We start from the raw sequence: 13,723 nt of genomic DNA on the forward strand, positions 1-13,723 counted from the left end.
GAAAAAGGTTTACAGGGTCTAAATGTTTGTTATTATCCGCTCCGCACTTGTGGAGGGGTTCCCGAGTGGCCAAAGGGATCAGATTGTAAATCTGACGGCTCTGCCTTCGAAGGTTCGAATCCTTCCCCCTCCACCATTATTTAGAAAATGGTTATTACAATCTTAACCACAAGGTTGATAAAGATAACGGTTTTCATCGCAAACTGCTTATTGAAAGATAGTTTGTAAAAAACAAGTAGAAAAATCCCGTGGAGGGATTCCCGAGTGGCCAAAGGGATCAGATTGTAAATCTGACGGCTCCGCCTTCGAAGGTTCGAATCCTTCTCCCTCCACCATCATTTTGAAAATGGTTACCGCAACCTTTGTCACAAGGTTGAACAACGGAATGGTTTTCATCGCAAACTGCTTACTGAAAGACAGTTTGTAGCACGACAGTTTATGGAAAGCAGCTTGTAAAAATACAAGTAGATAAATCCCGTGGAGGGATTCCCGAGTGGCCAAAGGGATCAGATTGTAAATCTGACGGCTCCGCCTTCGAAGGTTCGAATCCTTCTCCCTCCACCATCATTTTGAAAATGGTTACCGCAACCTTTGTCACAAGGTTGAACAACGAAACGGTTTTCATCGCAAACTGCTTATTGAAAGACAGTTTATAAAAAGCAGCTTGTAAAAATACAAGCAGAAAAATCCCGTGGAGGGATTCCCGAGTGGCCAAAGGGATCAGATTGTAAATCTGACGGCTCCGCCTTCGAAGGTTCGAATCCTTCTCCCTCCACCATCATTTTGAAAATGGTTTCGCAACCTTTGTCACAAGGTTGAACAACGAAACGGTTTTCATCGCAAGACCGCTTGTGAAAAACAAGCAGAAAAATCCCGTGGAGGGATTCCCGAGTGGCCAAAGGGATCAGATTGTAAATCTGACGGCTCCGCCTTCGAAGGTTCGAATCCTTCTCCCTCCACCATCATTTTGAAAATGGTTACCGCAACCTTTGTCACAAGGTTGAACAACGGAACGGTTTTCATCGCAAGACCGCTTGTGAAAAACAAGTAGAAAAATCCCGTGGAGGGATTCCCGAGTGGCCAAAGGGATCAGATTGTAAATCTGACGGCTCCGCCTTCGAAGGTTCGAATCCTTCTCCCTCCACCATCATTTTGAAAATGGCTTCGCAACCTTCTGTCACGAGGTTGAACAACGAAACGGTTTTCATCGCAAGACCGCTTGTTGACAAACAAGCAGACAAATCCCGTGGAGGGATTCCCGAGTGGCCAAAGGGATCAGATTGTAAATCTGACGGCTCCGCCTTCGAAGGTTCGAATCCTTCTCCCTCCACCATCATTCAAGCCAGTTGCGCAAGCAGCTGGCTTTTTTTGTGCAAATTTATCACTCTTTTCGCCTTTTTTTTAGATATGCTTGCCCAAAAAACAGCTAAGATACATAAATACACTTAAGTGCATATTCCACAAAGGACATGTATGCCCGAACAAATGAAGCGCTTACCAACGATTGATTGGTCAAAACTAAAAATACTGATTGTTGACGATCAGCGTACTGCTGCGGTTTTATTAAAAAGCTTGCTGAAAAACATTGGGATACACACCACCAATATCGATATGGCGTTCAGTTATGAAGAAGCTATTCGTTACTGTCAAAATAATCACTACCAGCTTCTACTAACAGATTATCACTTAAACAAAGCCCTCAATGGTAACGAACTCACGACATTACTGCGCCAAAAGAAACTCTTATCTTCCGACTGCGGTATTCTCGTTCTCTCTGGTGACCATTCTAGGGAAGTCATTTTAACGACACTCAGTATTGAACCAGATAGCTTTCTTTCTAAACCCATTACGATATCTGGTCTAAAGCAAAAACTGGAAGAAATCTGTAATGATTGTGCTCAACGTAAACCCATTTACGCTGCACTTGAAAATAATGATATTCCACTCGCCATTCGTATTGCCAAGCAACAACTGAGTGAGTATGGTCATCATCATAAAGTTGAAGGATTATTACTCGATCTGCTAATCGAACAAAAGGATTGGGAGCAAGTTAAACGACTGACAAGATTGCTGATAACACAAAATCCAACCCATAAAATCAGTCTCGTTGATGCACGTATTAGTCACCATGAAGGAGATATCAATACTGCAATCCACAAGCTACAACAGCTAGTCGCACGCTCTCCACTCTATGTCGATGCCTATGACTTTCTTTCACTATATCAGGAAGAAAATAAGCAATATCACGATGCTCTTAGCAGTGCTAAACAGGCCTTAAACTATACACCCAGTGTAACTCATCGCGTCTTGCTAGTTGCTCAGCTCGCAGCCAACCTTAATGACTCTGAGAGTTTGATAAAAGCCGGGAAAGTACTGGCATCTCATCTGCCCATTATTGATGTTTCTTGGGTAACCCGTTTGGCTGAATTTACCGCCATTTTTGAGCAACTGTACTTTGCTCAAACCTCACACCGTCTACAACGACAACTCATTCAACAACTCAAAGGTATTCATCAACTGGCTATCAACCGATTATTACCCATACAACAACCCTTCTTAACGCTCTATGGTCAGATAACGCTGGCACGCTTTTCGTTAGCTAACGATCAACCTTTAAAAGCTAAGCGCCGACTGATGGTTAGCTTATCAGCACATTTTGACGCTATCGCAAAGCTGCCTTCTGTAATATTAATCGAAATATTGCCAGCATTGTTCCACCTTGGTGAGGCACAGCTAATTTTTGATATTTACCAAGTATTTAAACAACGTGACCGTATTGATGGGCATAGCCAAAACCGACTTACAGAACTCAAGAAAAATACCACGTCGATTAATAGTATCCAGGCCTTGATGATTGACTTGAAAGAAGCAAAAATGCTATTAGAACAAGATCACATTGCAGATCTTGTGACTTTGCAGCATTACAATGACATCATCAGCCGCTATCCACTCTGTAGCGAAGCTCACCTTGGGCGCCTACAAAGCCTTTATCAATTAAACCTTTATGATCAAGACAAGATCAAAGAAAGTATAAAGGCGATTAATATGATGCCACTGCCTAGTGTTCTTACAGAATGGCGAAACAATATATTTCAATGCTTATTGATAAAAATGACAAAAACGCAACATAACATCACCATTGATCCTTACCTGCGTCGTTACCACAGTAAAAATACCGTCACCACTTTTATCTCTTGATCTGCAAGCTTGCACTTATTACAAAAAACAAGCTCACAACATTGATATTAAATAGCATCCCGACCATGAAACGTAATAAGATCGAGTGCTGGTCCCATAGGGACAATACCCGTTGGGTTAATCATGGTATGACTAAAATAATAATGACGTTTAATATGATAAAAATCGACGGTTTCAGCAATACCTGTAAATTGGTATAACTCCTTCATATAACCTTGAATATGAGGGTATTCCGCAATACGTTTTAAGTTACATTTAAAATGCCCAACATAAACAGCATCAAAACGGATTAAGGTCGTGAATAAACGCCAATCAGCTTCAGTTAATTGCTCTCCGGCTAAATAACGATTTGTCGCTAAATGTGCATCTACGGTATCAAGGGCTGAAAACAGCTCAGAAAAAGCATCTTCATACGCTTCTTGGGTGGTCGCAAAACCACAACGGTATACCCCATTATTAATGGCAGGGTAAATATAATCATTCCATTGCTCGATAACAGGATGGAGTGCTTGCGGGTAATAATCATCATGATTACCCGTTAAATCATTAAACGCAGTATTAAACATTCGGATAATTTCTGACGATTCATTGCTCACAATTGTTTGTGTCTGCTTATCCCATAATACAGGCACAGTCACACGCCCCGAATAATCCGGCTTTGCTTGGGTATATACCTGATGCATGAAATTGAAACCGTAAAGGGGTTCAGGTTCATCAAATACCCAGCCTTTTTCTAACATGTCTGCACTGACAACCGTCACATCAATATGAGGGGTTAATCCTTTTAACTGACGAAAGATAAGTGTGCGATGAGCCCAAGGGCAAGCCAAAGACACATACAAATGATAGCGTCCAGATTCAGCTTTAAAGCCTTGTTGACCATCAGGGCCATTCTCTCCATTTGGCGTTAACCAGTGACGAAAACCTGCTTCTTCACGAACAAATTTGCCATCGCTTGTATCTGTTTCGTACCACACATCGTGCCATACACCTTTAACTAATTTACCCATGACCCCCCCCTTAACTCAAAAAACGTTCAATTAGAGTATATGTGGATTTATCAACAAGATCGGCAGTGATGAATTGATGGTGATGGTTGAATTTTTTGAATAAGCTGACGGCAGACTCGATGCCGCTGTACGTTAAGGCCATCAATAGTTAGAAGTAATATAGTCGTTATGCAAAACTGTAGCGTTTATGTATATACTCTGACGTAATACATTGTAATGCACCATTATATGTAAGGTAGAAACTAAGCGCATCTCCAACTTGATAACAAGAAGTCGCATCAGTGATGTCGAGTATTAGGCAATTATGACTACTACCGACAATGGTAATCCCATCATCAACTGGCGTTAACTGGCTAATATCGACATCTTGTTCACCTATCGCACATAGAGCTCTTAATCTGGCACCACGATCAGTGAAATAGAATTCATTGTCTAAAGTATCTAATTCAATAGAATGAAGTCGAATTGAAGACTTTTCTTTAATTTCAATCACTTCAACCTGTAAGTACATTGGTGCCTGCGATATATCGATGATGGACTCATTATTTAATCCCTCTCCCATGATCAACGACGCCCCTAGACGTAGTTGATTAAACCGTGGTGTTCCTTCTCTTGGCATCATCAACACAATACCAGTTACGCCTGCGCCCGAAATAGCATCTAAATCGCAGTAACTCCCCCATTCAGTATGCTCTTCCTGATGAACGGGCAGAGTACCACTGTCGGTCGTAGATTCAACCTCATGATAACACTCCAAATGACTGCCAATACCAACGAATGTAAGCCCTGGAAGCATCAGTACTAACTCCGCCAGTTCTTCAGTTTTAGAGTCATCGAAAGTCTTTTTATGCAGCTCGCCCAAATCATGCATAATAATAACTTCATGACGCTTATTCGCCTTTATTGCTGCTTGAGATAATGCTTCTAATACCGCTCGATCAGAGTGCAGTGAAATATCAGCATGATATACCACCCCCTCGACTTCCGAGAGTAACGGCCGTCGGAGCAACATTTTTCGGATCGGAAGATCTTTTAACTTCATCAGGTTTTGAATTTGCGTATCCCCGATAGTTTGGATCCCGCCAAATATCATCGCACGAACAATCGGCTCCGAACCTTCCACCAGCTTGGTTATACCCACAGGAATAATACCCTTATTGCAACAAAGCTGAACCAGCTCACGAGTATTATTTTCGATTATTCGAAGGTTGATCGATAAAGAGGGATATTGCATATGGACTAACCTATAAATAACCAAAATCAAAAGAAACGGTAGTTATATAGATTTATTCGAGCTATTAAATAGTAATTTTATGATGTTTACTTAGCCATTTAACAATGTAATCAAACAGAGTTTTATAAATCAACCAGTAGAGTGAGCAGCTTATGCATGCAAGGTACATTATTCGTTTAATAATCACACAGAGTGCATATAAAACAAGACAAACACACTATACAACTAGTTGATCATAAATATATTACTATGAAGAAAAAATAATCAGTTCGTTCTTCTTAATAAAAACTCTCACTAGAAATTAGCATTAACATCATGCGCATCTAATATTGCTGTGACTAGTGCTTTTGTCGCATACGATAAGTCATTTTTCTCATTAATAGTCAGATAAAAGCTAGGGTTATATTCCAACCCATGAATAGCAGAAATTCTCACCATCTCATCACGCTCAATCCATATCTGTGCATAGTGATCTGGAAGATAGCCAATAAAGTGGCCAGAGAGAATCATATGAGCTGTCGCCTCCATATTGGTCGTTGTAGACTTATACAGATGCTCACTGGCATAACTGAGAGGAGTCACATGATGGGTCAACCCACGATCAACAACAGGGTGTACCAGAATATCTTCTACAGTGACTTCGCGATTTAAAGCTAATATTAGATGTGATGGTGAACAATATAATTGCTGTTGTTCATTAAAAATATAAATATATTTAAGACCGCTTTTAAGCACTTCTGGAGAGGTTATACCAACGTCTAGTTTATTCTCCAATATACTTTTTTCAATCAAAGATGAATCATAGATCTGGGTATTAATATTGACCTTTGAATGCGTATTACAAAAGGTATTGATCGCAGTTTGGATCCGACAATTTTTATTGGTTGCTAAGTTATCCGTAAAAGCAATATTAATACTGCCGCTCGATACATTACGAATTTCATCGACTTTCACTTGAAAATCATCGATGCAATTAAATAACTGTTTGCTTGCCTCATAGACCTTCAACCCATCACTGGTTAATTTAAATCCACTTCTTCCTCGTTGGCATAATGTCATGCCCAAGCGAGTTTCCAAATCACCCATTTTTTTACTTATGCTCGATTGATGCATATTTAATTGATATTGGGCTGCAGAAAATCCGCCGCTATCAGCAATGATAAGAAAGAGCTTTAATAGGCGGATATCAAGATTATCTATTGGTTTCATTTAATTAGGCATCTTGAATGAGAATTTTCAAACTTACCATACATACAAATACAATAAAAGCGTGATAATGCTTCCAAAATAAATATCAAACCTCACCCTCGATCATAGGCTAACCTGAAAAAATATTCGTACGCAACAGTTTTGGCTCCGAATCCTCCTCATTCTTCGGTTATAGATGTGGACCGCAATCATAACCCAACGCACCAGCCTTCTTTCAGCAAAACGTTCGCCGACTCGCAACATGTATAGATCGTTGATCCCATCCATTCAAAAAGTAGCCACATTAGGCATTTCATTCGGACAGACTGTATGCAATGGCTATTCCCACTCTTTTTAATCAGTGCCTTGACACTGGTAAACGGTAGCTTTTCCAAACCGAACATACATACTGTAAACACACTGACCATTGCCAGCTGGAATCTGCAATGGCTCTCATCCGATCCTATTGTTATTAAAAACCCTCCGTCCCAGCGCACCCATGTTGATTATCAGCAACTGGCCAATATAGCGACCCAGTTAGATGCTGATATCTTGGCCTTCCAAGAAGTCGCGGATCGCCAAGCTATCTCAAAAGTATTAACGAATGACGAATATACCTTTGAGTTCTCCCATCGACAGCGAGAGAGCCAATACAATGACAAACGCTACGCACAACCCTGGCCTCAATTTGTCGGCTTTGCCATTCGAGAAGGAATTTCATACGTGCGAAATGCAGATTTACATCAGTTGGATCTAAGAGGAAATAAGAGCTTGCGCTATGGGGTTGATATTACGCTACTGAACGACGGGAAACCGGCTCTGAGGTTGCTGACTATTCATTTGAAAAGTGGTTGCTATAGCCAACAGAAAAGCACCAAAAATAGGGCTTGTCGTCAGCTCAACCGACAATTTGAAGTACTGGAGCAATGGGTAGACCGTCGAGCGGCTGAGCCTCTACCTTTTATGATATTGGGGGATTTCAATCGACGGCTCACATTGCACAATGACAAAATTTGGCAACAACTGGATGACGGACGCCCTACCGGATTATCACTCTATGCCGCTACCGAAGGTAAAAAGAGTCAATGTCGTATAAAAATTCATAGCAAACGGAGAAAACACAGGCAAATCCGTCACTATCCCAATTTCATTGATCACATTGTGCTTGATGGACGAGCCAAACGGAAAATGGTCAACAACAGCTTTCGCGAACTCACCACTGACGTAGAGGTAGTCAAAGCATTCAACCTAAGTGATCATTGTCCGATTGCACTATCATTGAATCTATAATATTCATCCCTCACAGCTACAACGCTGTATTGCCTCTGTATCTGTGACACGCATATAAAGCCGCCCATATAAGGACGGCTTGCAATTATTCTACGGTGTTGCCAAGATTATGCTTCCACTTCCATTTCTTGACGATCGCGCATTAGATCATCAAATACCTTACGCGCTTCTTGCGCTTGTTCAGAGGCTTGCAGCTTGTGATCTTTAGCTGCCATCGCTTCATCGGTAAGACGCTTGATTTCATCCAATTGTTCTTGAGGTGCATCACCTAATTCCATGCCTGATTCGCCTTTTGACAGGGCTGTGGCACGGATTTCTTTCTTCAGCACCCAGATAGCATTGAGTTTGTCGCGCTCTTCTTCCGCAGCCGCAATAGCTTCGTCTTTCAAGCGTTCAAATTGCGCCATCGCCATACCTTCTTTTGACCATGGATCGACATCTGGGAAATCTTCAATGTTGATCACTGGATCGATATATCCTTCCTGGTGAGCCAAATCGAGCGTTGCGGCTTTCACACCAGAAATCATCAACATAACAGCAATAATAAGTAATGGCAGACCACCGACAATCGCAGCCGTTTGTAACGTTGACAGATCCCCCATAAACATCAGCACTGAAGGCATGAATGAAAGTGTGAATGCCCAGAACAAACGGTTCCAACGCATCGGATCTTCTGTCACGTTATTTTGTACAACAGAAGCCAAAATAAACGAGATGGAATCAAACGTTGTCGCCGTAAAGATAATACACAAGAGAGTGAACACAGCGATGACCATGGTGCTCATTGGCAGCTGTTCAAGAATCGAGAAAATGGCGCGAGTTGGACCGTCTTCATTCAAGATACTGACAACGTCCAGCTGACCGGAAAGCTGCAGAGACAGGCCGTAGTTACCCAAAATCATGAAATAGAGCGCACAACCCGACGAGCCAAAGAAAATCGCGCCTGACACCATTTGCTTGATAGTACGACCACGAGAAATACGTGCTACGAACAAACCCATACTTGGTGCGAATACTAGCCACCACGCCCAGTAGAAAATGGTCCAATCTTGTGGGAAATGCGTATCTTCAAACGTACCATAGCCACCGAACGGCTCTGCCCATGTCGCCATCACAAAAAAGTTAGACAGCATACGCCCAATAGAATCTAAGCCCGTTTCTAACATAAAGAGCGTAGGACCGGCACACAAGACGAAAACCAGTAACCCCAGCGCACCCCAGAAGTTAATGTTACTAAGCACTTTAATGCCTTCATCCATCCCCTTGTAAGAAGAGTAAGCAAACAGTGCCGTACAAAGCAGCAACACACCAATCTGTGTGGTTGTGGTTGATGGAATGCCAAAGAGGTAGCTTATTCCTTCGTTAATCAAAGGTGCAGCAAGGCCAAGCGTTGTCGCGGCCCCGCCAAGCAAGCCGAAAATAAACAGGATATCAATGAACTTACCAAGTTTACCGTGGCTGCGAGCTTCACCGATAACGGGCATGAGCGCCGCCGACACTTTCAATACTGGTTGCTTTCTTACGTAGAAAAAGTATGCAATGGGAATCGCTGGAATCAGATAAATAGACCACGCGATTGGACCCCAGTGGAAAATACCATAGGTCGCAGCCCATCGAACGGCTTCTTCACTACCGGACTCAAGCTGAAATGGTGGGCTCTGATAGTAATAAGCCCACTCAATGGTTCCCCAATACAAAATACTGGCACCGATCCCCCCGCAAAATAGCATCGCGGCCCAAGATGCCGTAGCAAATTCAGGTTTTTCGTCAGCATCACCTAGCTTAATTTGGCCAATATCACTGAACACGATATATATCATGAAAAAGAAAGCAGAGATGCCTAAAGCGAGGTAAAGAAAACCGAGTTTATCGGTCATAAACGTTTTAGCAACCGCAATCCATTCAGCCCCTTGTACCGGAAACAGTAACAATGGCACCACAACCGAGACCAATAGCCCTAATGCACCAAAAAAGGTTGGTTTATCGATCAGTTCAAAGTGTTTTTTATCTATCATGCTTGCTCCTTAATAATGAAAAATTCCATGTATAGATAGGTAGATAGTCATGCATAAAGGCCGCTGTCACCAAATCTATCTTTTCATCGTTACGATGAAAGCAGTAGATTGTTGCGTAATATCAATAAATACCACTATTTAACACTTGCTCTGTGATGACTTATTGATAGTATAGACAGCGCAAACCCTTAATCAGTAGAGGTGCGCTGCCTATAAGTAACCGTGCGGAGGATGATACCGACGATGCCGGAGAAAGGAGTCAGCGCCGAAGTAACTGTTGTTATCACACTCAGTTGCTGGGTCTGCGTCGAATAGGCGCAGGACTGCCATAGTTTTTTCCTATGGAGCGCTACCTGAAGGGGTAACAAGTCACTTCTTCAGACGTCTTCGTTACACCTCTTTTTGGTAGATCTCCACCTTTTTTTATAGGTGTAAAGAGATCATGAACCTCATCCATTATTCAGATTCCGCTTGGTCGGTTCTTCCCCCATTGTTGGCGGTCATTCTAGCTGTAACTACTCGACGAGTACTGTTATCACTCGGAACTGGCATTGTTTCCGGCGCCCTTATGCTGACGCATTTTTCACCCACTGCTGCGCTAAACTACCTATTTGATAAAGTACTTAGCATTGTGTGGGTTAATGGCAGCCTAAACAGCGATAACGCCAATATGATCATCTTCATGTTATTGCTTGGTGCATTGATCAGCCTGATGAGCGTCTCTGGTGCGACTCAAGCCTTTGCCGATTGGGCAGCTGTACGCTGTAAGGATCGCCGCAGTGCAAAATCGTTAACAGGTCTAATGGTATTTATCTTTTTTATTGATGACTTCTTCCATAGCTTGTCTGTAGGTGCCATCTGTCGCCCAGTCACCGACCGCTTCCAAATTTCACGTGCCAAGCTGGCTTATTTGCTCGACTCAACCGCAGCCCCCGTTTGTGTGATAATGCCTATCTCGTCTTGGGGGGCTTATATTATCGCGCTAATTGGCGGCATTATGGTCGCGCATAACGTCACAGACCAAAGCCCTATTTCAGCTTTTGTCGAGATGATCCCGATGAACTTGTACGCGGTATTTACCCTTGTCATGGTGTTGTGTGTTATTGCTTTTCAGCTTGATATCGGTCCAATGCGTAAACATGAAAAACGGGCACTAGAAGGACAATTATGGGATGAATCTCGTGGTCGCCCACCCGGTCTTGATATTGAAACGCCTGAAGGCAGCAATGGCGGCATGATAGACATGGTACTTCCTATCCTGACGCTGACTGCGGCGGCGGTCTACTTCATGGTCCAATCCGGTGCAGCAGTGCTAACGGCGAAAGGTCTCGATTTTAGCGTGATCGGTGCTTTCGAACACACCAATGTCGGTTCTTCACTGGTATACGGGGCGATCTGTAGTCTGGTGGTCTCTGTGGTATTGGCACTTCGCTTGAAGTTAAGTGCGAAGGTATGGCTAGAAGCTGCGCCGCAAGGTATTGGCGCGATGCTACCCGCTATCATTATTCTGTTCTTTGCTTGGACAATCGGTTCTGTCGTACGCGACATGGAAACAGGCATGTACCTAGCTTCTATGGCCAGTGGCAATATCCCTATTGAAATGCTGCCAGCAGTGGTCTTTGTACTGTCTTGTGCGATGGCATTTGCAACGGGCACCAGCTGGGGAACTTTTGGGATTATGTTACCGCTAGCAGGCGATATTGCCGCCGCGAGTGATATCAGCATGTTACTGCCAATGCTGTCTGCCGTTCTTGCTGGTGCTGTTTTTGGTGACCACAGTTCACCTATTTCCAGTACCAGTATTCTGTCTGCTACCGGTGCTGGTTGCCACCATATGGATCACGTACTCACCCAACTCCCTTATGCGGTTTCTGTTGCCTTTGGCGCCCTGCTTGGCTACATCGCGATCGGTTATACCCATTCAACATGGGCAGGACTTATTGTCAGTGGTCTGTGGTTTGTGATGTTTTGCTTATTTGCCTTACGTAAAAACCAACCTGTTATGAGTATGGCCGAAGCCCGATAGTAGACGCTCACCCTCCAATTACCTTATCCCTTTCACATCAAATGTCCTCAGGCACTTGATGTGAAAGTAGAGAGCTTGACGTTCAGTAAGCCACCTTGAAGTAGCTTAGGTATAACAGTACTTCAAGGGGGTATGCTAATATCGAGAATCACCAGTTAACAAGCTCATAATAATTGGAATTTAGAACATGAAAGTCATCTCATTTAATATTAATGGTCTTCGCGCTCGTCTTCACCAACTTCAAGCTTTGATTGAAAAGCACCAACCCGATGTGATTGGTCTACAAGAAATCAAAGTACATGATGAAGCCTTTCCATTAGCTGATGTTGAAGCCATGGGCTACAAAGTTTATCACCATGGTCAAAAAGCCCATTACGGTGTGGCTATGTTGTGTAAACAAGAGCCCGTTAGCGTTCAAAAGGGATTTCCAACTGATGATGAAGATGCGCAACGTCGCATGATCATGGCAACCTTTGAACAGGAAGATGGCAAGAAAGTGACGGTGTTAAATGGCTATTTCCCACAAGGTGAAAACCTAAGCCACGAAACAAAGTTCCCCGCAAAAGAAAAGTTCTATGCTGATTTAATGAATTACTTGAACACTCACCACACTAACGAAGAAGAAGTGATTGTGATGGGTGACATTAATATTAGCCCAATTGACTTAGATATCGGTATCGGCCCAGCCAATGCCAAACGCTGGCTAAAAACCGGGAAATGTTCATTTCAGCTCATTGAACGTGAATGGCTAAAAACCTTAATGGACTGGGGGTTCACCGATACGTTCCGTCAGTTACACCCTGACGTAGATGACCAATTCTCGTGGTTCGATTATCGCTCAAAAGGTTTTGTCGATAACCGTGGTTTGCGTATTGATGTTGTACTTGCTACACCATCACTTGCTGATCGTTGTATCGATGCTGGCATTGATTACGAATTACGTGGTATTGAAAAGCCATCTGATCATGCGCCTATATGGTCAACATTTAAATAAATCACCTTCAACCTTCAGTGCAAGCTCATGAAAACAAGCTTGCACCTTTTCTCTTGAGCACTCGTAGGAAAGCCCATGAAATTATTTATTTTTGATCATTGTCCGTTTTGTATAAAAGCGATGATGGTTGTCGGTTATAAAAAAGCTGACATTGAATTCGTTGCCTTACAGAATCACGATATTGAAGCACGTATTGAAAAAGTCGGTGCTAACTTAGTTCCTATTTTACAAAAGCCAGATGGCAGTTACATGGCCGAGAGCCTTGATATTGCGGCTTATATCGATCAACTCGATGGCAAGCCTTCTTTAGGGCAAAGCATGGATGCAAATAAGATCGCACAATGGTCAGAGAAAACACGTCCATACAGTAGCTTATTGCTTTACCCTCGTTGGCTAAAAATTGATTTACCTGAATTTCAGTGCCAAGAAGCCAAAGATTGGTTTCATGACAAAAAGTCCGCAATGATTAATGAATCATTTGATGATGCTTTTACGCATTCCGCGCAATATATCACAGCATTGAATGCAGTATTAACGGAGCTCGATTGGTTAATACTACCATCTGAGCGTGATAACAATCTAACGTACGATGATGTAAACCTGTTCCCTTCTTTACGCAACTTAACCGTTGTTAAAGGGCTAGTATTTCCAACGCAAGTACGCCAATACATTGATGAAGTTGCTGCATTAACAAACATCAATTTATACGATGACGTTGCGCTTTAATTATACTCATCACACAAAAAAGCCCAGATATTTCCATTGGTA

9 protein-coding genes, 7 tRNA genes and 1 riboswitch are annotated in these 13,723 nt (G+C 42.6%); of the genes, 12 read left to right on the forward strand and 4 right to left on the reverse strand.

Going from position 1 to position 13,723, the window contains the following annotated elements; genetic code table 11:
* Positions 1 to 51: 51 nt before the first annotated feature.
* From C9J47_RS13670 to C9J47_RS13705, 8 genes are all read left to right on the forward strand, one after another.
* Positions 52 to 136 (forward strand) — tRNA-Tyr (locus C9J47_RS13670).
* Between the two features lie 114 nt (positions 137 to 250).
* Positions 251 to 335: transfer RNA gene (locus tag C9J47_RS13675), tRNA-Tyr, on the forward strand.
* A 144-nt stretch (positions 336 to 479) separates the two neighbouring features.
* Positions 480 to 564, forward strand: a tRNA-Tyr gene (locus tag C9J47_RS13680).
* Between the two features lie 129 nt (positions 565 to 693).
* Positions 694 to 778: transfer RNA gene (locus C9J47_RS13685), tRNA-Tyr, on the forward strand.
* Positions 779 to 877: 99 nt separating this feature from the next.
* Positions 878 to 962: transfer RNA gene (locus tag C9J47_RS13690), tRNA-Tyr, on the forward strand.
* Between the two features lie 100 nt (positions 963 to 1,062).
* A tRNA-Tyr gene (locus tag C9J47_RS13695) sits at positions 1,063 to 1,147 on the forward strand.
* 101 nt (positions 1,148 to 1,248) lie between these two features.
* Positions 1,249 to 1,333, forward strand: a tRNA-Tyr gene (locus C9J47_RS13700).
* Positions 1,334 to 1,473: 140 nt separating this feature from the next.
* Positions 1,474 to 3,198 (forward strand): response regulator, encoded by a 1,725-nt coding sequence (locus C9J47_RS13705; protein WP_107254032.1) that lies wholly within the window; start codon positions 1,474 to 1,476, stop codon positions 3,196 to 3,198.
* Between the two features lie 47 nt (positions 3,199 to 3,245).
* On the opposite strand, the gene C9J47_RS13710 is transcribed toward C9J47_RS13705, so the two are convergent.
* The 3 genes from C9J47_RS13710 to C9J47_RS13720 form a co-directional block, all read right to left on the reverse strand.
* On the reverse strand, positions 3,246 to 4,208 hold the full coding sequence (locus C9J47_RS13710) for a glutathione S-transferase family protein (RefSeq protein ID WP_107254033.1): 963 nt from the start codon (positions 4,206 to 4,208) through the stop codon (positions 3,246 to 3,248).
* Between the two features lie 166 nt (positions 4,209 to 4,374).
* Positions 4,375 to 5,442, reverse strand: a complete 1,068-nt coding sequence (locus tag C9J47_RS13715) for an alanine/ornithine racemase family PLP-dependent enzyme (RefSeq protein WP_107254034.1) — start codon at positions 5,440 to 5,442, stop codon at positions 4,375 to 4,377.
* A 294-nt stretch (positions 5,443 to 5,736) separates the two neighbouring features.
* The gene (locus C9J47_RS13720; RefSeq protein ID WP_107254035.1) at positions 5,737 to 6,651 is read right to left on the reverse strand and encodes a LysR family transcriptional regulator; all 915 of its coding nucleotides are present in this window, start codon (positions 6,649 to 6,651) and stop codon (positions 5,737 to 5,739) included.
* Positions 6,652 to 6,960: 309 nt separating this feature from the next.
* On the opposite strand from C9J47_RS13720, the gene C9J47_RS13725 reads away from it, so the two are divergent.
* Positions 6,961 to 7,920 carry an endonuclease/exonuclease/phosphatase family protein gene (locus C9J47_RS13725; RefSeq protein WP_107254036.1) on the forward strand — a complete coding sequence of 320 codons (960 nt, stop codon included), beginning with the start codon at positions 6,961 to 6,963 and terminating at the stop codon, positions 7,918 to 7,920.
* 107 nt (positions 7,921 to 8,027) lie between these two features.
* Here C9J47_RS13725 and C9J47_RS13730 read toward each other — a convergent pair whose 3' ends face one another.
* A complete protein-coding gene (locus C9J47_RS13730; protein ID WP_107254037.1) occupies positions 8,028 to 9,935 on the reverse strand; it encodes a BCCT family transporter in 1,908 nt (635 codons plus the stop codon).
* A gap of 188 nt (positions 9,936 to 10,123) precedes the next feature.
* A riboswitch (Lysine riboswitch) is annotated at positions 10,124 to 10,295 on the forward strand.
* Positions 10,296 to 10,377: 82 nt separating this feature from the next.
* On the opposite strand from C9J47_RS13730, the gene C9J47_RS13735 reads away from it, so the two are divergent.
* The 3 genes from C9J47_RS13735 to grxB all read left to right on the forward strand — a co-directional run bounded on the left by C9J47_RS13735 (position 10,378) and on the right by grxB (position 13,681).
* Positions 10,378 to 11,961 carry a Na+/H+ antiporter NhaC family protein gene (locus C9J47_RS13735; RefSeq protein WP_107254038.1) on the forward strand — a complete coding sequence of 528 codons (1,584 nt, stop codon included), beginning with the start codon at positions 10,378 to 10,380 and terminating at the stop codon, positions 11,959 to 11,961.
* A 187-nt stretch (positions 11,962 to 12,148) separates the two neighbouring features.
* A complete protein-coding gene (xthA, locus tag C9J47_RS13740) occupies positions 12,149 to 12,955 on the forward strand; it encodes an exodeoxyribonuclease III (RefSeq protein ID WP_107254039.1) in 807 nt (268 codons plus the stop codon).
* A 75-nt stretch (positions 12,956 to 13,030) separates the two neighbouring features.
* Complete coding sequence (grxB, locus tag C9J47_RS13745) at positions 13,031 to 13,681, forward strand: glutaredoxin 2 (RefSeq protein ID WP_107254040.1); 651 nt, start codon at positions 13,031 to 13,033, stop codon at positions 13,679 to 13,681.
* Positions 13,682 to 13,723: the final 42 nt, after the last annotated feature.

The sequence above is a fragment of the Photobacterium indicum genome (genome assembly GCF_003026215.1).
GTDB classification, from domain to species: Bacteria; Pseudomonadota; Gammaproteobacteria; order Enterobacterales; family Vibrionaceae; genus Photobacterium; species Photobacterium indicum.